The sequence below is a fragment of the Nonomuraea sp. NPDC052116 genome (genome assembly GCF_040680035.1).
GTDB lineage: Bacteria > Actinomycetota > Actinomycetes > Streptosporangiales > Streptosporangiaceae > Nonomuraea > Nonomuraea angiospora_A.
Genome location: NZ_JBFAWA010000056.1, coordinates 27,880 through 47,526 on the forward strand (window position 1 = coordinate 27,880; position 19,647 = coordinate 47,526).

At 70.3% G+C, this 19,647-nt stretch carries 18 protein-coding genes and 2 pseudogenes; 7 read left to right on the top strand and 13 right to left on the bottom strand.

Annotated features, from left to right (window positions below):
• Positions 1–103: 103 nt before the first annotated feature.
• Positions 104–421, bottom strand: a complete 318-nt coding sequence (locus tag AB0L65_RS58150; protein ID WP_364265441.1) for a hypothetical protein — start codon at positions 419–421, stop codon at positions 104–106.
• A gap of 304 nt (positions 422–725) precedes the next feature.
• On the opposite strand from AB0L65_RS58150, the gene AB0L65_RS58155 reads away from it, so the two are divergent.
• Positions 726–1,577, top strand: a complete 852-nt coding sequence (locus AB0L65_RS58155; RefSeq protein WP_364265443.1) for an AfsR/SARP family transcriptional regulator — start codon at positions 726–728, stop codon at positions 1,575–1,577.
• Here the strand turns inward: AB0L65_RS58155 and AB0L65_RS58160 are convergent.
• From AB0L65_RS58160 to AB0L65_RS58180, 5 genes are all read right to left on the bottom strand, one after another.
• A complete protein-coding gene (locus AB0L65_RS58160; protein WP_364265445.1) occupies positions 1,561–3,651 on the bottom strand; it encodes a prolyl oligopeptidase family serine peptidase in 2,091 nt (696 codons plus the stop codon). The two genes, AB0L65_RS58155 and AB0L65_RS58160, sit on opposite strands and share 17 nt — an antisense overlap.
• A complete protein-coding gene (locus AB0L65_RS58165; protein WP_364265447.1) occupies positions 3,648–4,937 on the bottom strand; it encodes an MFS transporter in 1,290 nt (429 codons plus the stop codon). The genes AB0L65_RS58160 and AB0L65_RS58165 overlap by 4 nt, the downstream gene beginning before the upstream one ends.
• A 177-nt stretch (positions 4,938–5,114) precedes the next feature.
• Positions 5,115–5,213, bottom strand: coding sequence for a class III lanthipeptide (locus AB0L65_RS58170; RefSeq protein ID WP_350730711.1), 99 nt, complete (start codon positions 5,211–5,213; stop codon positions 5,115–5,117).
• A 77-nt stretch (positions 5,214–5,290) separates the two neighbouring features.
• On the bottom strand, positions 5,291–7,849 hold the full coding sequence (gene lanKC / locus AB0L65_RS58175) for a class III lanthionine synthetase LanKC (protein WP_364265449.1): 2,559 nt from the start codon (positions 7,847–7,849) through the stop codon (positions 5,291–5,293).
• A gap of 175 nt (positions 7,850–8,024) precedes the next feature.
• On the bottom strand, positions 8,025–8,471 hold the full coding sequence (locus AB0L65_RS58180) for a MarR family winged helix-turn-helix transcriptional regulator (protein WP_364265451.1): 447 nt from the start codon (positions 8,469–8,471) through the stop codon (positions 8,025–8,027).
• Between the two features lie 144 nt (positions 8,472–8,615).
• Between AB0L65_RS58180 and AB0L65_RS58185 the strand changes: the two genes are divergently transcribed.
• Positions 8,616–10,019 (top strand): FAD-binding protein, encoded by a 1,404-nt coding sequence (locus tag AB0L65_RS58185; protein WP_364265453.1) that lies wholly within the window; start codon positions 8,616–8,618, stop codon positions 10,017–10,019.
• Positions 10,020–10,034: 15 nt separating this feature from the next.
• On the opposite strand, the gene AB0L65_RS58190 is transcribed toward AB0L65_RS58185, so the two are convergent.
• Both AB0L65_RS58190 and AB0L65_RS58195 read right to left on the bottom strand, forming a co-directional pair.
• Positions 10,035–11,465, bottom strand: coding sequence for an MFS transporter (locus tag AB0L65_RS58190; protein WP_364265455.1), 1,431 nt, complete (start codon positions 11,463–11,465; stop codon positions 10,035–10,037).
• A gap of 56 nt (positions 11,466–11,521) precedes the next feature.
• A complete protein-coding gene (locus AB0L65_RS58195; protein ID WP_364265457.1) occupies positions 11,522–12,214 on the bottom strand; it encodes a GNAT family N-acetyltransferase in 693 nt (230 codons plus the stop codon).
• Positions 12,215–12,376: 162 nt separating this feature from the next.
• On the opposite strand from AB0L65_RS58195, the gene AB0L65_RS58200 reads away from it, so the two are divergent.
• Positions 12,377–12,784, top strand: coding sequence for a YciI family protein (locus AB0L65_RS58200; RefSeq protein WP_364265459.1), 408 nt, complete (start codon positions 12,377–12,379; stop codon positions 12,782–12,784).
• A complete protein-coding gene (locus AB0L65_RS58205; protein WP_364265461.1) occupies positions 12,781–13,926 on the top strand; it encodes a DUF6596 domain-containing protein in 1,146 nt (381 codons plus the stop codon). Before AB0L65_RS58200 ends, AB0L65_RS58205 begins: the two co-directional genes overlap by 4 nt.
• Positions 13,927–13,994: 68 nt before the next feature.
• On the opposite strand, the gene AB0L65_RS58210 is transcribed toward AB0L65_RS58205, so the two are convergent.
• Together AB0L65_RS58210 and AB0L65_RS58215 are read right to left on the bottom strand one after the other, a co-directional pair.
• On the bottom strand, positions 13,995–14,585 hold the full coding sequence (locus tag AB0L65_RS58210) for a hypothetical protein (protein ID WP_364265463.1): 591 nt from the start codon (positions 14,583–14,585) through the stop codon (positions 13,995–13,997).
• 214 nt (positions 14,586–14,799) lie between these two features.
• The gene (locus AB0L65_RS58215; protein ID WP_364265465.1) at positions 14,800–15,639 is read right to left on the bottom strand and encodes a LysR family transcriptional regulator; all 840 of its coding nucleotides are present in this window, start codon (positions 15,637–15,639) and stop codon (positions 14,800–14,802) included.
• Positions 15,640–15,732: 93 nt separating this feature from the next.
• Between AB0L65_RS58215 and AB0L65_RS58220 the strand changes: the two genes are divergently transcribed.
• From AB0L65_RS58220 to AB0L65_RS58230, 3 genes and pseudogenes are all read left to right on the top strand, one after another.
• Positions 15,733–16,470, top strand: a complete 738-nt coding sequence (locus AB0L65_RS58220; RefSeq protein ID WP_364265467.1) for an SDR family oxidoreductase — start codon at positions 15,733–15,735, stop codon at positions 16,468–16,470.
• A gap of 72 nt (positions 16,471–16,542) precedes the next feature.
• Complete coding sequence (locus tag AB0L65_RS58225) at positions 16,543–17,466, top strand: NADP-dependent oxidoreductase (protein ID WP_364265469.1); 924 nt, start codon at positions 16,543–16,545, stop codon at positions 17,464–17,466.
• Positions 17,467–17,635: 169 nt separating this feature from the next.
• Positions 17,636–17,973 (top strand): annotated as a pseudogene (locus tag AB0L65_RS58230) (helix-turn-helix domain-containing protein); the annotation flags it as partial.
• A gap of 223 nt (positions 17,974–18,196) precedes the next feature.
• Here the strand turns inward: AB0L65_RS58230 and AB0L65_RS58235 are convergent.
• The 3 genes and pseudogenes from AB0L65_RS58235 to AB0L65_RS58245 form a co-directional block, all read right to left on the bottom strand.
• Positions 18,197–18,853, bottom strand: a pseudogene (locus tag AB0L65_RS58235) (DDE-type integrase/transposase/recombinase); the annotation flags it as partial.
• Positions 18,854–18,957: 104 nt separating this feature from the next.
• Complete coding sequence (locus AB0L65_RS58240) at positions 18,958–19,119, bottom strand: hypothetical protein (RefSeq protein ID WP_364265471.1); 162 nt, start codon at positions 19,117–19,119, stop codon at positions 18,958–18,960.
• 263 nt (positions 19,120–19,382) lie between these two features.
• Positions 19,383–19,568: a hypothetical protein gene (locus tag AB0L65_RS58245; protein WP_364265473.1), complete on the bottom strand. Its 186-nt coding sequence runs from the start codon at positions 19,566–19,568 to the stop codon at positions 19,383–19,385.
• Between the last annotated feature and the right edge of the window lie 79 nt (positions 19,569–19,647).

The window sequence follows — 19,647 nt, forward strand, 5'->3', positions numbered from 1 at the left end:
GAAACTCGCCGGCGGACGGGCGAGCAGGATCTCAAAGGCACCGGTCAGCTGTGCTTTCCACGGGCAGAAGCGGAGTTCATGCCGGGACCATATAGGCCATTGATCAGCGTGGGCGGCTGAGGGCGGCCTCGGCCAGATCCGTCCACGTCTCGGCCGAGGAGTGGGGCACGACCACCCAGTCCTTCATGGCCCTGCCCTGCCCCGAGGGGTCGAACAGGGACGCGCCGGCCAGCTGGAGCGCGGCGGTGTGTTCGGGGGTGTCCCTGACCAGCCGGAACACCATCGCGCCGTCGCGCTGCAGGCTCGCGAACACCTTCCCCGCCTGATCCTTGAGCGCGGGACTCCCCATCATCCTGGAGATCCGTACACCCAGGTCGGCCAGCTCGGCGCCGACCTGCTTGAAATCCTCTTCCGCGCTCATCGTCAGTCAGTCAGTCCCAAACTCCATGGCGGTGTGGTCGAGCAACTCGGCCCCCGCCTTCCGGCAGAACGGCGATCAGGGTAGTCGTCCTGGCGGTACCGATCAAGGCCGGATGCGGAGTGCCGACCGGGTGTGACGCGGAGGAACGCCGAGGAACGCGGAGGAACGCGATGGAACGCCGGACCTGTAGGGGAGTCAGGTCGGTGGACCGGGGGTGGCTCCCGGCGATCCCCGGTGTGACCGCTGTCCGCGGTGTCCGCCCCCGCCTGACGCGCTCATCGGAACCAGTCATCGGAGGGTGTCCATGCTGTTGTATCGTCCGTTCGACCAGCCTGGTGGTCACCAGGCCGTCCCTTCGACGATCAAGATGCTCGGCCCGCTCGACGTCCGGCATGGAGGTCGCCCCCTCGTGCTGCCCCCGCGGCGCCGGAGCCTGCTGGCGCTGCTGGCGTTCAGCCCGGGCAGGGTCGTGACCGCCGAGCAACTGGTGGACGGGTTATGGGGTGAGGAGGCCCCGCCCACGGCCTTACGCACGCTGCACGCTCACATCGCCAAGCTGGGCGCGGACCTGTCCCGGCATCGCGGCGAGCGGCCCATCCGGCGGCAGGCCCCCGGCTACCTGCTGCGTGCGGACGCGGTGGACGTCGATGGGGAACGGTTCGAGGAGTCGGTGACGACGGGGTTGCGGTTCTCGGCGCAGGGGCGGTTCGCCGAAGCGTCGCGGAGTCTGCGCGCGGGGCTGGCGCTGTGGCGCGGGAACGTCGTGTCGGACTGCCAGGTGCACGGTTGGGCTCTGGCCGAGATCGGCTATCTGGAAGGGCTTCGGCTCCAGGCGTACGAGGGGGAGTTCGCCGCGAGCCTGGCCGCGGGCGTCACGGACACGGCGGTCGGCCGTCTGGAGCGGCTGGTGGGCGAGCATCCGCTGCGTGAGCGGCTGTGGGAGCTGCTCATCGTGGCCTTGCGCACGGCCGGCCGGCCCGGGGACGCGCTCGGCGCCTACCACCGGGCTCGCCGCACCTTGATCGACGAGCTCGGCATCGAGCCGGGGGAGGGGTTGCGACACGTCGAGGCGGGCGTGCTGCGAGGCGTCACCGACCCCCGGACGCTGCTCCGCCTGTCGTCAGGCCCGCCCGTGGCGATCACCGACTGCGCATGAGGCCGGTCTCCACAGCGAGGAAGGCGAGCGCGTCGGCGCCCACGGCCACCCCCTTGCCGCGGGACCGGGGTTGGTGGCCGAGGCCGCCGGCGACGTGGAAGAGGACCGTGCCCGGTCCCGTGGCGGCGTGCTGCAGGGCGGCGGCCATCTTGCGCGCGTGCAAGTGATCGACCCGCGTATCGTGCTCGAACACCACGAACATGCACGACGGGTACGTCTCGCCCGGGACGACGTGATGGTAGGGCGAGTACGCCATCAGCCAGTCGAGCTCGGCGGGCACGTCCACGCTGCCGTACTCGAAGCGCCAGGCCGGGCCCATCCCGAAGCGCTCGTAACGCGCCATGTCGGCCAGCGGCGCGATGCAGACGGCGGCGCGGTACAGCTCACGGCGCTGGGTCACGGCGACCGCCGCCAGCAGGCCGGCGTTGCTGGCCCCGATCACGCCGAGCCGGTCACCGCTCGTCCAGCCCCGGCCGATCAGCCACTCGGCCGCCGCGTGGAAGTCGTCGAACGCGTTCTGCCTGTGTCCCCGCATGCCGGCACGGTGCCAGGCCGCTCCCTGCTCGCCCCCGCCCCGCACGCACGCGACGGCGAACACACCGCCTGCCTCCACCCAGGCCAGGGCGCTCGGCTCGAAGGACGGCGTCACGGCCGCGCCGAAGCCGCCGTAGGCGGTGAGCAGCGCTGGCCGGACACGATCCGGGCCGGACGCGCAGCTCGCCGGCGCCATCACGAAGATCCGGACCTCGGTCCCGTCCGCCGAGACATAGCTCTCCCGCCGCGTGGTGATCGTCGCCTGGGACGTCGTACGCCGGTCGGCGCCGGTTCGCGCCGCAGGTCCGGCGTACCGCAGGACCGTGGGCGCCGTCGTGTAGTCGGTGTAGGTGAACCAGGCGGTGGCGGGTGCGCCGGGCCGTACGGAGACCTCGCGCACCGTCCCGGCTCCCGGCAGCGCGACGCGGTCCAGGCACCGGCTGGACCGGCCATCCCAGATCGTGACCTCCGACGCCGCGTCGCGCGTGCGCACCACGAACAGCCGGGGCGCGTCCGTCCTGTCGTCCTCCAGCAGGGAGAATCCGGAGATCGCCGCGTCAGGGTCCTCCGGCACCACGTCCCGCCAGGACCGGCCGTCCCACTGCGCGGCCGTCGTTCCCAGGTTGCGGGCGGCCATGGCGCGGATGCGGCCCCGCGGTGCCGCGCCGGTGGTGTGCAGGTAGATCTCGCCGGTTCGGCTCACCCGCGCGAAGCCGAGCGCCCCCGGGGCGAGCGGGATCGGCAGGAATCGCGGTTCGTCCGGCGGTGAGACGGCCAGGTCGGCGAGGTGCAGCGTGTTCCACGGGGCTGTGCCGACCCTGGCGGACACCACGAGCCAGCGCCCGTGGTACAGCGCGACCCGATGGCTCGTCCTGGCGTCGCCGCCCAGGCCGAAGACCGGCGTGTCCTTCCGGGCGTCGTGGCCCACCCGATGCAGCCACACGCTCCGTACGGCCCCCGGAGACTCGTCGAGACCGCGCCTGACGTAGAAGAACGCGGACTCGTTGGGCAGCCAGGCGACGGTGGGGTACCGGACGCCGCCGATCGGCCCGTCGACGATCTCGCCCGAGACGAGGTCGGCGACGAGCAGCACGCCCTGCTCGGTGCCGTCTCGCGACACCTGGCAGGCAAGCAGGCGGCCGGTCGGGGAGAGGGACCAGGAGTCGAGCGTGGCGCCGGCGTTCCCCGGCCCGCCGAGGCGTGCCGGATCGAGCACGACACGCTCGCCGTCGGCGTCCCTGCAGTACAGCGCGGCGTGTTCCTGTCCGGGGCGGCGGCTGAGGAAGTACGCCCGAGTCCCGCGCCAGACCGGTGCGGAGTCCGTCCCCGGTGCCATCAGCCGGTCGAGCCGCTCGGCGAAGAACGGCCGGGGCCTGGACGACCTGAGATACTCCTCCGTCAGCTCGTGCTGCGCCCGCAGCCAGCGCCGGCTCTCCGCGCCGTCACCCTCCAGCCAGCGGTACGGGTCCGGGATCACCCGTCCGTGCACGACGTCGGAGTCTTCGCCCCGGCGGGCCGGCGGGTATGCCCGCGCGCTCATGCGGGCCTTTCGGCGTCGCCGCCCTCGGCGACCGGTACGGCGGCCGGCGCCGCCGCGGGAGCGTGGTCCGGCGTGCGCTCGTCGCCCGCCCGCATGACCCGCAACACCGGAAGCAGGAGCAGCATGCTGACGGCCGACACCCCGCAGGCGACCCACAAGGTGGGGACGATCCCGGCCTGCTGCCCCAGAGCCCCGCCGACGAGCGCCCCCGCGAAGGCGCCGGCCGCGGTGAGCAGTTGCACGCTGACCGACAGCCGCCCCAGGACCTCTTCGGGAATCCGGATCGTGACGAAGCCGAGCAGCCCGACGTTCGCGATCGCGCCGAACAGGTACGGGAGCCCGATGCCCAGACCCGCCGTGATCGCCGCCACGAGCACGGGCCCGCCCGCCAGCGGAAGCGCCACGGTGCCGATCGCGCCGCCGATCAAGCCCACCATCGTGAGCCGTTCGGTGTTCAGCCGCCGCGAGAGCAGTTCGCTGAGGAACGTCCCCGTCACGCCGGCGACGCCGAGGAGCACGAACAGCAGGCCGTACCACTGCGCCGGGACGTGCAGGACCTTCAACACGTACGGCGCGACCAGCGCGAGGGTCATCCCCATGACGAGCTGCTGGCCCACGAGGAAGGGGACGAGCGCGCGCAGGAAGGGCTGCCCCCACAGTGACCTGAACCCGGCGCCGAGCTCGTGGGCGAAGGAGCGTTCCTGCCGCGCCTGCTGGGCCGGCCGCTCCGGTGTCCTGATCAGTGCGGTGGTGCCCGCGCTGATCAGGCGCGAGACCGTGTCCACCACGAAGGGGACGACGGGGCCGAGTGCGGCGGCCGGGCCGGCCAGCGCCCTGCCGAGCGTCCCGCCGACGTACTCTCCGCGATTGAGCCGGGCCCTGGCCTTGACGATGTCGCCGGTGCCCACGATGGTCTTGAGGTAGACCAGGTACAGGGTCTCCACCATCACGCCGACCGTGCCGATCACGAACACCAGCGCGCCCAGGGCCCAGATGCTGAGCCTGCCGGTGAGCATCGACACGATGGTCAGGCCGAGGGCCGCGGCGACGGTGAGGTCGCACGCGATGAGCACCCGCCGCCGGGAGCGCAGCCGGTCGACCAGGCTGCTGATGAACAACCCGAGGAGCGGTAGGGGAAGGCTGCCCGCCGCGACCAGGAAACCCGTCTCCGCGGGTGAGGCGCCAAGATATTGCACCGCCACCAGGGGGACCGCGATCACCGTGAACACCGAGCCGAAAGCCGAGGCGACCTGGCCGCCCTGGAAGAGCCGGAAATCTCGTGTCATGTCATTCTCCGAAGTTTCAGGCCGGCCGGCGAGTGTGGGCGGCAGACCGGTGTGAACGCTGGGAACGCGGGACCGGGAAGCAAGACGGCCGGCATCCGCTGGTCTCGGTGCCGGCCGCTCGCGTTCGGCGCGGGCGTCAGATCGGACGCCCCGCGTTCATCCGCCTCGACGGCGGCATCAGTTGGTGTTGTTGCAGTTGAACAGGCTCAGCGTGCTCCAGGGAGCATCCTCCGCAAGCTCGACGTCAAGCTCCTGAAGGGCCAGAACTTCCGACATGGGTCACACACCTCCTTCCTTCTCTCGACACCTTCTCCGGCCGGCGGTCGCCGGTCGGAAGCTCAGGGTGGGGCAGGTCAGTCCAGCAGCAGGAAATGGCCGGCTGGGCGGTTCAGCACCCGGTGCAGGGCCAGCAGGACGCCCGCCCCGCCGCTCCAGAGCTCCCCGCTGAAGCGCAGCGAGCCCTCGCCGAGGAAACGCACGCCTCGCCGGCCGCCGACGGCGTACTTGACGAGGCCGGTGGCGACGTCGAGCGCGTCGTCCGCCGAGCGTGGATCGTCCATGAGCTCCGCGTGGTCCGCCAGCGCGAACGCCAGGCCCGCCAGGCCGCAGTACAGCCCGGGGAAGGCGCAGCAGTTCTTGCGGACGTCGCTGAGGACGCGTGGCAGCGCCGTCGTGATCCGGGCGTCGCCGACGTCCTCCGGGCTCGCCGCGTACCGGCTCAACGCGAGCGCGACCCCCGCCGAGCCGCTGAACAGGTAGGGCAGGCCGCGATGGGTCTGGTCGCTGTCGCTGAAGGAGAGCGCGCCGTCCGGGAGTTCGATCGCCAGGTCGAGCTCCTCGTGCAGCAGGCGCCTGCCGGCGTGCGCATAACGGTCGTTCCCGGTCGCCGCGCTCAGCCGGTGCAGGAAGAGGGCGATGCCCGCCCGGCCGTGCAGCAGCCCGCGAGCGTTGCCCGGCCCCAGGGTGGGACGCAGGTCGCCGGCGCGGACGATGGCCTCGCCCGCCGCCACCGCCAGGTCCAGGAAGCGCGCCTGGTCGGTGCCGCGGTGCATGCGCAGGGCGGCCATGCCGACGCCGGCCCGCCCTTCGCCGAGGGTCGTCGTCCTGTCCAGGATCGGGTGGCGGGCAGCGTGCGCGAGCACGTCACCGGCCTCGTCGAGCAGGCCGAGGTCGGCGAGGACCCAGGCGACGCCGGCCGTCCCCGTGTGCAGGCCCGGCGGAAGGTCGCCCGCGTGGTCCACCGCCCGGGTTCGAAGGCGCTCGGCCAGCCCGGCCGGGATCGCGGAGCCCGTGACGTGCAGGGCGTGCAGGATGCCGGCCAGGCCGTAGGCGACGCAGAGCAGATTCGTCTCGAATCCCCGTGGCACGGTGGGGAAGTTCCGGTCGAGCTGTTCGGCGTCGATCATGTCCGTGAGCCCCAGCCGGACCTCGTCGGCGAACCGGGCGAGACTCTCCCGTGGCCGTTCGTCGAGCTCTCCGGGAGCGGGCAGCGGGCCGGTCCGCGCCGTGTCCCGCTCGTCGTGGAAGCGTGTCGCGCGTCGCCACAACGCGGCGGGGACGGGGGCGTGCTTGCCGACGTCCCTGCGCAGCCAGCGCAGGTTGCCGGGGCTGCGCTGGACCACCGCGTGCATCGGCATGACCAGCAGCAGCGCGATGGCGGAGAGCCCGTACTCGTCCCAGGCGAACGGGCCGGACAGGGGGAAGCCGACCGGCGGTGCGTAGCCGTCCGCCCCCATGGGGATGAGGGGGGCGTCGCGGTGGGTGCACGACTCGAAGTCGACCAGCCTGACGCCGTCGGGGGTCACCATCACGTTGCGCGGGTTGAGGTCACCGAAGCGGAACCCGGCTCCGTGGAGCCGGGCGAGCGCCTGGTCCAGCTCGGCGAGCACCCTCTCGCATTCGCCGTAGTAGGCGGCGAAGTCGGCCGATGTCCTGCCGGCCTGGATCAGCGGCGAGTGCAGCGCCGCCCACGTGTGCAGCGGTGTTCCGGCGACGAACTCCGTCACCAGGAACTCGTGCTCCCACTCCTGGAAGTAGTCGAGCGGCTGCGGGCAGGCGTCCGGCGCGGCCTGGTGCACCTCGGTGAGCACGCGGTGCTCCCGGCGCAGCCGTTCGACGGCCGTGCTGCGATCCCAGTACAGGCCGTTGTGCGCGCGTGCCTCCTTGATGAACACGGTGCGGCCCGTCCGGGTGTCCTTGGCCTCGTAGGCGCCACCGGCGTTGCTGGGCTGGAGGACCTGCACGATCTCGTAGCCGTGGATCACCGGCGGGCCGTTGCGCGCCGGCCCGGCCGGCCTCGCGAAGGGGTCGCCGATGCCTGGCGGCAGCGTGAAGGAGACGCCTCGGGAATCGGTGACGTCGCGGCCGTAGCCGTCGCGTACCAGGCTCTCCCTGCCGCCGTCCGCCCGCAGCCCGCCGCGCGCCTCGAACGCGCCGTAGCGGTAGTACACCGTGCGCGAGTCGCGGAAACGGCGGTCGGACAGGACGTAGGGCCCCTCCTCCCCGGCGAGTTCGCCGGCCAGCCGTTCCATCAGGCGCAGGGCGCTCCGCTCGTCGGGGTACAGGGCGCAGAACTTGCCCGCCTGCGGCCTCGGCCCGTGCTTGTGGTGCATGAACAGGAAGAACACCTCGGCCGACAGGTGCTTGAAGGCCACCCGCTCCGCGTGGCAGGCGCGGGCGACCGCGTCCAGTACGAGGTCGGCGCGTTCGAGGCGGGCGGAGACGTGCACCTTCCACCCCTGGTCCGGCGTGACCACGTCGGGATGGGTCCACCTGGTCCACACGTCATGCGTGGCGGAGGTCCAGCCGTCGGAGACGGACCTGGGGGCGAAACGCCTCCCCGGGTCCGGCAGCCAGGACAGCGGCGCGTAGAACTCAGGATCCGCCTGCGCGTAACTGTGGAAGCCGAGCATTGGTATGTCCCCGTTTCACTGAACCCGACCGGTACGTCGCTGGTTCTTTGGTATCCGGGGGGTGTTGCCGGGCCGTTGCCACGCAGGTGGAGGTGGCTGGGGACACGGGCAGGGACGCAAGGGCCGCTGCCGGCCGCGCGGGAAACCGCCATGAGCCGCAGAGGCCGGAACGGCCTCAGCCGTGATGGTCGACGAGGCGGGTGAGCAGGTCGATCAGGTTCTGCCGGTCGGCCGGGGGCAGCGGGGAGAGGAACTCGTCCTGGGCGGCGGCGAGCAGCCGGTCGAGGTGGGTGAGTTGGTTCCGGCCTGCCTCCGTGATGGTGATGATGTTGCGCCGGCGGTCGTCCGGGTCGGGTGCGCGCTCGAGGAGTTGCCGTTCGGCGAGGTCGTTGACGGTCGCCACCATGTCGCTGCGGTCGATGCCGGTACGGCGGCCGAGGGCGGCCTGGCTGGCCGGGCCGTACTCCTCCAGCGCGGCGAGCAGGGCGTAGTGGTAGCGCCGAAGGCCGGCTTGGCCGAGCGCCTGGTCCACGATCCGGTTGGCGATCTGCGCCGCATGGTTGGTCAACCTGCTCGGCAGCGTGCGCAGCCGCTGTGGCGGCGGCCCCTCTGGCGTGTCCACGGGGACAATCTAGCAAATTGTTGGCCGCACCCACGATTAGGTGTACTGTTGGCCGCACCAACGTTGGTTCAACCAACATTCTCGTTGCGCTGCCGGCCTTCGAGAAAGCGCATGACTGACATGCTGGAAAGGCGGACAACTGACATGACGACGACGAATTCCGCAGTGGTGAGCCTGGGCGCGTCGATCCGAGGGCGCACGCTTTACCCCGGCGACGAGGGCTTTGCGGAGGCCTGCTCCGGCTGGTTGCTGACGGTCGAGCACCGGCCCGCGGCGGTCGTGGTCGCCGCCGACGCCGATGACGTGGCCGCCGCCGTCCGGTTCGCGGCGGAGGCGGGACGCCCGGTCGCGGTGCAGTCGACCGGGCACGGTAAGTCGGTGCCCGCGGATGGGGCCGTGTTCATCGCCACGGGGGAGCTGCGCGAGCTGTCGGTGGACCCGCGTGCCGGAACCGCGAGGATCGGAGCCGGGCTGCGGTGGGGTGAGGTGCTCACCGCGGCGGCCGAGCACGGTCTCGCGCCGCTGTGCGGCTCCTCCGGCCAGGTCGGGGTGATGGGCTACCTGACCGGCGGCGGGCTGCCGCTGGCCGGCCGTACGTACGGCTTCGCCGCCGACTACGTCCGCTCGCTCGACATCGTCACCGCCGACGGGCTGCTCCGCACCGTCTCGCCGGCCCAGGAGCCCGACCTGTTCTGGGCGGTACGGGGTGGCAAGAGCAACTTCGGCGTCGTGGTCGCGGCCGAGATCGAGCTGCTGCCGCTGCGTACCTTCTACGGTGGTGAGCTCTACTACCCGGTCGGGGACCGCAGGCACGCCGCCCACGTGCTCGGCTCCTACCTGGCCTGGGTCAAGGAGCAGCCGGAGGAGATGTCGTCCTCTGTGACCTTGCTGCGCTTCCCCGACGTGCCGCAGTTGCCCGAGGAGTTCCGTGGCCGTTCGTTCGTGCAGGTCCGGGTGGTCTACATGGGGGACGAGGAGCAGGGTGCGCGGCTGGTGGAGCCGTTGCGCGCGCTCGGCCCGGAGAAGGACACCTGTGACGCCAGGCCGTACACGCAGATCACCGAGATCTACCAGGACCCCAAGAACCCGGTCATGGCGCACCTGCGCAGCGCCTTGTTGCACGAACTGGACGACGAGGCCGTGGCGGAGCTGGTCTCGTTCATCGATCCGTCGAAGCCCGGGGGCCCGTTCCCCGGCATCGAGCTACGTCACCTGGGCGGGGCGCTGAACCGGCCGCCCGGCCGCCCGCACGCGGTCAGCACCCAGGGCGCGGCCTTCCACCTGTGGATGCGGATGCCGGCTCCGGCCGAGCAGGCCGACGCGGTGCGCAAGACCGCCGACGAGGCGCTGGCGCGGCTGCGGCGGTGGGACACCGGCGCCGTGCTTCCGGGGTTCCTGTTCGACCACGACTCGGCTCCCGAGCGGGTCAGGCGGGCCTACACCGAGGCGGACTACCGGCGGCTGGCCGCGCTGAAGGCGACGTACGACCCGGACCAGCTTTTCCGGATCAACCACAACATCCCGCCGTCGAGCGCCTCGACGGACTGATCGGCCGTACACCGATCACGAGGTCGGCGCCGCGGTGAGCGGCGTCGCGATGGCCTCCAGGCCCTTGCGCTCGGCCTTGACCCCGAACAGCAGCTCGACCAGCCCCGCCACGATCATCACGATGCCGCCGATGGAGAACGCGAGCGCCGTGTCCCCGGGCACCCCGGTCTCGACGAGGGAGGCGAAGACCAGCGGGCCGGCGATGCCACCGGCGGCGGTGCCGATCGCGAAGAAGAACGCGATGGCCAGGGCCCTGGTCTCCATGGGGAAGATCTCGCTGACGGTCAGGTACGCCGAACTGGCCCCGGCCGAGGCCACGAAGAGCACCACGGACCAGCACGCGGTCAGCGTGACGGCGTTCAGCAGGCCCTGGTCGAACAGCCAGGCCGTGCCCAGCAGGAGCAGCCCGGACCCGATGTACGTGGCCGAGATCATCGGGATCCGGCCCACGGTGTCGAAGAGGCGGCCGAGCAGGAGCGGGCCGAGGAAGTTCCCGACCGCGATGACGGCGAAGTAGTAGCCGGCATTCGTGTCGATCTTGAAGAAGGTGGCCAGGATCTGCGCGTACCCGAAGGTGATCGCGTTGTAGAGGAACGCCTGGCCGATGAAGAGGGACAGGCCGAGGATCGTACGTTGGGGATAGAGCGCCACCATCGTGTGGGCGATCCGGACGAAACCGATGGACTTGCGCTGGTGCACGGTCACCGACTCCTTCGGCTCCGGCAGGTCGGCGCCGATCTGCCGCTCGATGCCGCCGACGATCTCCTCGGCCTCCTTCTCCTTGCCGTGGATGAACAGCCAGCGCGGGCTCTCCGGTACGTGCCGCCGTACCAGCAGGATCGCCAGGCCCAGCACCACGCCCAGGCCGAACGCGACGCGCCAGCCGATGTTCACCGGCAGGCCGCTCAGCAGCGGCACGGTCAGCAACGCGCCGCCGGCGGCGCCGAGCCAGTAGCTGCCGTTGATGATGATGTCGATGCGCCCCCTGTGGTGGCTCGGGATGAGCTCGTCGATGGCGGAGTTGATGGCGGCGTACTCGCCGCCGATCCCGAACCCCGTCATGAACCTGAACAGGAAGAACCACCACGCGTGGAAGGAGAACGCGGTCATCAGGGTCGCCGCCAGGTAGACGACCAGCGTGATGAGGAAGAGCTTCTTCCTGCCGAACCTGTCGGTCAGCCAGCCGAAGAACAGCGCACCCGAGCAGGCGCCCGCGACGTAAAGGGCCGCGGCCAGGCCCGCGACCTGCGCCTGAGTGATCTCCAGGCCGCTGCCCGGCTTGGCGAGCTGCCCTGAGAGGTTGCCCACGATGGTGACCTCGAGCCCGTCGAGTATCCAGACGGTGCCGAGCCCTACGACGATCATCCAGTGCCAGCGGGACCAGGGGAGCCGATCAAGGCGCGCGGGCACTTTGGTGGTTATGGTGCCGGTCTCCACGTCGCTCATAAGCTTTTGTGGCTACCCGCGTTCTTGCCAGGTAGGCTTCCTGGCCGATCATGTGGCTAGGCGTCCCGGTATTTGTCCCGGATCTCGGGGAGCTGCCGGAATCCGGCTGACCGGTAGGTGGCGACGGCGCCGACATTGGAGCTCGGGGTGCAGACGATCGCGCTCGACGAGCCCAGCTCCTGGAGCGCGGCCGCCGCGGCGACGGTGATCGCCCTGCCGTAGCCGTGACCGCGATGCTCCCGGTGCACGCCCATCGGCTCGAGCAACCCGGGCTTGCCCGGACCGGCCGACCACACCGTGACCGCCGCCACCGCGTCGCCCCGGTCGTCGTACGCGACCAGACACCGGGCGTCGGCGTACGGCGATCCGGCCGCCATCGCGTGCCAGCGCTCGTCCGTGAACGTCGAACCGTCGAACGATGCCCGCTGCACGGCGGCCCGCACATGCGCCTGCTCCGGCCCGATCACGTCCTCGACCAGCCGCTGCGCCAGTTCCTCGTCCCGATGGGCGTCCGGCGCGATCGTCAGCCGCAACAGGTCGGGCTGGTCCAGCAGCCCGATGGCGAGAATCCGTCCTTCACGGCTCCACGTACGGACCGCCGCGGCCGTCGCCACCGCACCGAACCGCCAGAACCAGCCCAGGTCCCCCGGATGCAGCTGCATCGGCGCCCCTTCGTGCTGCCACTCCCGCAGCACGCCCACGACCTCGCTCAGCCCGCCGACTCCCGGCTCACCCAACGCCATCGCCATAACCCCGATCACACTCCACCGCACCGGCACTCCGCACCCGGTTTTCGGCCGGCCGGCGTGAGACCTCAGCTTCGTGGCCGCGGGTCAGATGGTGGTGGAAACTGCTGGGAAAATTGTCGTGTCCCAGGGCGACGGGCCGTTTGACGGAGAGCGAGATCTACCATGAAGTACCTGCTGCTGAAGCACTACCGAGGTGGCCCGGCCCCCGCTGTCGACCGGGCGCCGATGGACCAGTGGACGCCGGAGGAGGTCGACGCGCACGTGCAGTACATGCGCGACTTCGCCGCCCGCCTGGAGGAGACGGGGGAGTACGTCGACAGCCAGGCGCTGGCGCCCGGGGGCGCGTTCGTGCGGTACGACGGCGAGGGGCGCCCGCCGGTGACCGATGGGCCGTTCGCCGAGACCAAGGACCTCATCGCCGGCTGGATGATCATCGATGTGGAGTCTTGGGACCGCGCGGTCCAGCTGGCCGGGGAGCTGTCCGCCGCTCCCGGGGCCGGCGGCGAGCCGATCCACGAGTGGCTCGAGGTTCGACCGTTCCTCACCGAGTCGCCCACGGTGACCGAGTGAACGAGTCGCTGCTGCGGGAGCTCGTGCCCGCGGTGATCGGTGTCCTCGTCCGACGCGGAGCCGACTTCGCGTCGGCCGAGGATGCCGTGCAGGAGGCCCTGATCCGGGCGCTGGAAACGTGGCCCGACGATCCACCGCGTGAGCCGAAGGCATGGCTCGTCGCGGTCGCGTGGCGCAAGTTCCTCGACGCCGCCCGGGCCGAGGCGTCGCGGCGGGGGCGGGAACTCGCCGTGGAGGTCGAGCCGCCCGCCGGTCCGGCGCCCGCCACGGACGACACGCTGCGGCTCTACTTCCTGTGCGCGCACCCCACCCTGCCGCCGAGCTCGGCCGTCGCCTTGACGCTGCGTGCGGTAGGCGGCCTGACCACGCGGCAGATCGCGACGGCGTACCTCGTCCCCGAGGCGACCATGGCGCAGCGGATCAGCCGGGCCAAGCGGCGGATCGCGGGGCTGCCGCTCGACCAGCCCGGCGATCTCGGGACGCTGCTGCGCGTGCTCTACCTCGTCTTCAACGAGGGCTACGGCGGAGACGTCGACCTGGCGGCCGAGGCGATCCGCCTCACCCGCCAGCTCGTCGCCTTGACCGACGAGCCCGAGGTGGCGGGGCTGCTCGCGCTCATGCTGCTGCACCATGCGCGCCGCGCGTCCCGTACCGGCCCGGGAGGCCGTCTCGTGCCGCTCGGCGAGCAGGACCGATCGCGCTGGGACACCGGCCTGATCGCCGAGGGGGTGACGATCCTGCAGACCGCGCTGGCCCGCGACCGGTTGGGCGAATACCAGGCACAGGCCGCGATCGCCGCTCTGCACGCGGACGCCCGGAGCGCCGCCGAGACGGACTGGGTGCAGATCGTGGAGTGGTACGACGAGCTGCTGCTCCTCACCGGCAGCCCGGTGGTGCGGCTCAACCGCGCAGTGGCGGTCGGGGAGGCCGACGGGCCGCAGGCCGGCCTGGCGGCGCTGGCTGGCGTACACCCCGACCTGCCCCGTTACGCCGCGGTGACGGCATACCTGCACGAACGCGCCGGCGACCTCGAGCACGCCGCCGACCTGTATGCGGAGGCCTCCCGCGCCGCCACCAGCGTGCCGGAGCGCGACCACCTCACGCGAGAGGCCGCCCGGGTGTGGCAACTGCTGCGTCCGTGAGTACGCCATCACGTTGGAGTTCGCCTTTGCTCGCGGAGGGCAGGGCCGATTACCCGCGCCTGCGCGGTTCACGGGCCCGAGCCGGGTGAGCCAGGATGGCTCGCATGCCTACCGTGCCCGAAGATCGCGCCGCGCACGTGCCCGTCGCGGTCCTGGATGTGGATCTGGCCGGCGTCGCTGCCGGCCGCGAACCAGGAGCTGTCCGGGGAGATCGCCAGACAGCGGCATCCCGACGGGAGGGTGAAAGCGCTGGGCAAGGCGGTGAAGTGCGAGTCCAGGACGTGTACGGCGCCGCGCTCGTCACCCATGGCGAGCCAGGAACCGTCCGGTGAGATCACCAACGTCGTCACCTCGCCGTCGCCGGGATGGAGGAGGGCGATCGGGATGCCGCCGGGATCCAGGATCATCACGCGGGATCCGTAGCCTGCGGCCGGCCAGGTACCGTCCGGTGAGATGGCCGGCGCCGAGATCCAGCCGATGCCGATGCCGATGTCGTACGTGGCCAGTAGGCGGCCTCGCCCGTTCCAGATGCGGACGGTGGCGCTGTGGTCGCCGGTGGCCAGCCAGCTGCTGTCGGGGGCGATGGCCAGCGCGCTGATCCCACCCGCATGTCCGTCGAGAGTGGTCTGGAGGTCACCGTCGCTGTTCCACAGGCGCACGACGCCGACGGCGTCACTGTAGCTGGCGTTGGATTTCGGGCCGCTGCTCTCGCCGGTGGCCAGCTGTTACCGGCCATGACGTTGTCGTCGGTGGTGGTCACGGCTGAACTTCGTCAATCCGGCATGAGCGGTCGGATCTTGTCGCCAGTCGCTGACCGGAAGACGATATTGCTGTGACCAGCGGGAGAACCTCGGATTGTGCAGCGGGTATCGGCTAGAGGCGTGTCGCGGTGCGGACGAGGTCGGCGACGGCTTTGGATCTGCTGTGTGGTGGCCAGGCGATGACGGTCGTGACGGCCGGTGCGTCCGGCACCGGCACGATGGCGTGGTCGTCGCGTAGCTGGTCTCGGAGCGACTCGGGTACGACGGCGCAGGCCAGTCCGAGCGCGATCAGTTGGAACAGTTGGGTATGGTCGCGCACCTGCGGGCCGGGGCCGTCCGGATGGCCGCCATCCCGTCCAGGCCAGCGCGGCAGGGGCAGGTCCGTCTGGGCGTTGACCTCGGCTAACGACAGATGCGCCCGGTTGGCGAGGGGATGACCCTTGGGCAGGACCACGACCTGCTGTTCGGTGTGCAGATCCTCGGTGTCGAATCCGGCTGTCGTGTCGTAAGGCCGGTGGAGCAGAGCAACGTCGGCACGCCCGGTGCGCAGCAGACTTTCCGGCTCGCCCGGCCCGCACAACATCACCTCGACTGCCACTGAGCCCGGTTCAGCGGCGTAGGCGTCCAGAAGCTTCGACAACAGTTCCCTGGACGCTCCGGCCTTGGCGGCCAGCACCACACCCGGCTGGTCGCCCGCGGCACGGCGGGTTCGCCGCTCGGCGGCTTCGACCGCGTCGAGCGCGGTCCGGGCCTCCCGCAGCAGCACCGACCCGGCCTCGGTTAAGGCGATGGCGCGAGCAGTGCGGTGCAGCAGAACGACTCCGAGCCGCCGTTCCAGCTGCTGGATCGCCCGCGACAGTGGTGGTTGCGCCATCGCGAGCCGTTGTGCCGCCCGCCCGAAGTGCAACTCCTCGGCTACGGCGACGAAGTATCGCAACTCCCGCGTCTCCACCCGCTCATCGTATCCGGCGCTGACCACGACCAATACCCGTGCGGTATCGCCGCCCACCTGACCGGTCTTGGACGCCCCACCCGAGTCCGCAACATGATCGACGGCATGAGTGAACGGACGATCGCGCTGGTGACCGGCGCGAACAAGGGAATCGGATACGAGATCGCCGCAGGCCTGGGCGCCCTTGGCTGGCGAATCGGTGTGGGCGCGAGGGATCAACAACGCCGCGACACCGCGGTGGAGAAGCTGCGCGCGGCCGGGACCGACGCGTTCGGTGTGCCGCTCGACGTGACCGACGACGAAAGTGTCGCCGCCGCGGCCGAGCTGATCGCCGGCCATGCCGGAGGGCTCGACGTCCTGGTCAACAATGCCGCGATCACCGGCGGTATGCCACAGACACCGACCACGGTCGAGCCCGCGACCGTGCGAGCTGTCGTGGAAACCAACGTGATCGGGGTCATCCGGGTCACCAACGCGATGCTGCCGATGCTGCGCGACTCGGCATCACCGCGGATCGTCAACATGTCCAGCAGCGTCGGCTCGCTCGCCCTGCAAACCACACCGGGCATCTACATGGGCCAGGTTCCCGCCGCCTACTTGGCCTCGAAGACCTTCCTCAACGCCCTCACCATCCAATACGTCAAGGAACTGAGCGACACCAACATCCTGATCAACTCCGGCTGCCCCGGCTTCACCGCCACCGACCTCAACGGCTTCCAAGGCGTCCGCACACCACAACAGGGCGCGGCCATCGCGATTCACCTCGCGACCCTGCCCGACGACGGCCCGACCGGCGGATTCTTCGACGACGCCGGAACTGTGCCCTGGTGATTAGCACACCGGTGCCTACCAGTCCCGTTCTCGAGGTCAGCCGCGCGTCGTGCATCGAAGGAGAACCAGACATTGACAAAGGCAGTCAGATACGACGAGTTCGGTGGAATCGAGGTGTTGCGGGTCGCCGAGGTCGACCGGCCAGTGCCCGAGAGCGGACAGGTCCTCGTGCGGGTCAAGGCCGCAGGCGTCAACCCCGGTGAGGCGGCCATACGCACCGGCGCGATGGCCGACATCTTTCCCTCGACCTTTCCGTCCGGGCAGGGCAGCGACCTCGCCGGAATTGTCGCCGAGGTCGGCGCAGGAGTCGACCGATTCGTGGTCGGTGACGAGGTGATTGGGTTCTCCAAGCGGCGGGCAGCACAGGCCGAGCTGGTCCTGGTCGACGTCGACAACCTCACACCCAAGCCGGACGGCATCTCATGGGAGGTAGCGGGCGGCCTGTACGTCGCCGGAGTGACTGCGTGGGGGGCAGTGCATTCCATACAACTCGACATCGGGGAGACCGTCGTCATCTCCGCAGCAGCCGGAGGAGTCGGCTCGTTCGCCGTTCAGCTCGCGCGCCGTACCGGAGCCACGGTCATCGGCCTGGCGAGCGAGCACAACCATGAGTGGCTGCAAACACATGGTGTGATCACGGTCGCATACGGTGACGGCGTCACCGACCGGATCAAGGCCGCCGCACCGAGCGGCATCGATGCCTTCATCGACACCTACGGCGGCGGATACGTCGAAATGGCCCTTGCCCTCGGCGTCGCAGTCGAGCGGATCGACACCATCGCCGATTTCGCGGCAGCCGCGAGGTACGGAGTCAAGACCGAACCCGGAACCAACGCCAGGCCGGGCGCTGAGGTACTTGCCGAATTGGCCGCCCTGATCGCCGACGGACACCTCGAAGTCCCGATCGCCAGCGTCTACCCGCTGACGCAGGTCCGCCAGGCCTACACCGAACTCGAACGCCGACACACCCACGGCAAGATCGTGCTCAGACCCTGACCGGCACCATGCAACGCAGCGCGCTCAAGGCTCTGCTCAACCGCAGGATGATCCCCGTCGGGACTGTCCGGTCGGCCACCTGATTGGCCGCGACAACCCGGACGACACATCCGATATTCGGCAGATCCGCAAGCAAACCTCGCAAGAAGTTCAGACAGAAGGACGCAGGATGACGCACCGCAACTCGCCGCTGTCGGTCGAAGGCAGCCGGCGACTGGTGGAGCGGTGCCGGAGCCGACCGATTTCCCACGTGGCCGCCGAAATGGGCATTTCGCGAGCTATCGGTACCGGCAGTTCGGCGATCTCGGGTTAGTCGACCGGCCCTCGACGCCGCACCGGCAACCCACCGCGACCCCAGGCGGCGTTGTCGTACAGATCGAAACTATGCGCCGCGGCCACAAGTGGTCGGCGGCACGGATCGCCTTCGAACTCAGCCAGCAGGACGTCCCAGTGAGCCGGCGCACGGTCAGCCGGGTGCTCGCACAGCTCCGCAGGCATGCTCGCCGCATTCGGACACCTGCTGACCTCCTTCGCCGACCTGCTGACCCGGCTCAGCGCCGTCCCCGGCCGGCAAGCGCCGGTCACCTCGTACGCCGAACAGGCCGGGATCGCCTTTCTGCCCACCCGCCGCCCGCTCCCCGAGGGCGACTCGGCGAACCTGCGCCGCCTGCTGCCCGGTCACCCAAGGGGCGTGGCCGCACTGGCGATCGCTCCCGACGGCAGTTGGCTGGCTGTATGAGGCCGGCACGTTGTCGACGCGGACTGGCACCAGCGACGCTGGCGGCTGCCCATCGGCAGCTCCGTGGGGCCGGTGATAGTTGTCGTGCAGGTTCCACACGTCGATCGCCGCGCGTCGCTCGTCTTCCGAGGTCCAGGTTCTGGCGTAGAGAAACTCTTCGGCAAGGATCCGGTTGTAGCGCTCGATTTTGCCGTTGTGTTTCTCGGTGTACGGCGTGATCCGCTGATGCCGGGAGCCTTCGAGGGCTGTTGCAAACGCGGCAGCGGTGGAGCAGGGGCCGTTGTCGGTAACTATTCGCTCGATGTGGGTGATGTCGTGCGCGGCGAACCACGCTCGCGCTCGATTGAGGAAAGCTACGGCGGTGACGGCCTGCTCGTTGGGCAGCGCTTCCGGGTAGGCCAAGCGTGAGTAGCCGTCGATCGCCGAGTGTAAGTAGACATAGCCCGTCCGTGTACCTCGGGTTTTGGCTCGAGCGACGGCTCGGGCTTGTGCGCTGTTCTTGCCGTGGACGCGCCAGCCGCCGCCGTCAGGGATCCGGCCGACCTTCTTCACGTCGATATGGACCATGTGGCCTGGCCGACGGGCCACGATCTGCTGAGGCTCGCGGTTGCTCTCACCGCTCGGGTCGATGAACCGTCGCCGATTCAGTTGGGGCCGGTGGCGCGCAGCAGATCCCGTACGAGATCGGCCCGCATGTCCGGCAGATCACGGGTGAGCAGGTGGGTGGCCGCCTGCGGGGACATCTCGTCGACCTAGATCGTGGTGCCCCGCACGATGGAGGGACGCCGGGTGGTGACCAGGAGCTGGGCATGGGCGGCCGCCGGCAGGAACGGACCGAGCTGGGCGGCGTTCCACACGTCGTCGATCACCAGCAGCACGGGCTTGCGACGTGCGATGGCGAGCAGGCCCGGCATGCCAAGGCGACGCGAGCACCCTTCAGCGTCGCTGTCGCTGCCTGCGACTCTGGCCTGCCGCCACAGGTCGGGACATCCGTGTGGACCCCCTGACCGCCACGGAGAGGGCACGGATCCGCCACGGAGCCCATCCGTACACCTTGACGTCGGCACCCACCGCCGACCACTACTCCGCCCTGCAGAACGCCGCGGCATTGACCTGGGCGTTCAACTTGATCGTTCGGTGTTCTGGTGGGGGATCCCCTTACGGAACACCGCCACGATCACGCGGCCATCAGCCTGTGGCCCCTCGTCCTTGCCGCCGTCTTGAGCCGGGCCGCCGTGGCCCGCGCCGCCAGGACGCGGACGCCCTCGTCCAGGAGCCCGACCGGCTGGCCGCCGCGGATGCCCCTGACACAACCATGACACAGTGCGTACGAGGCGGCCGCGAGCGTGGCACAACAGGTCATGTTTTCTGGATTTTATTTTCTGGAAAATCAAAAATGGTAGGCTGCCGCCGTGACTCCGGATGCCAGTGTGGTAACGCCT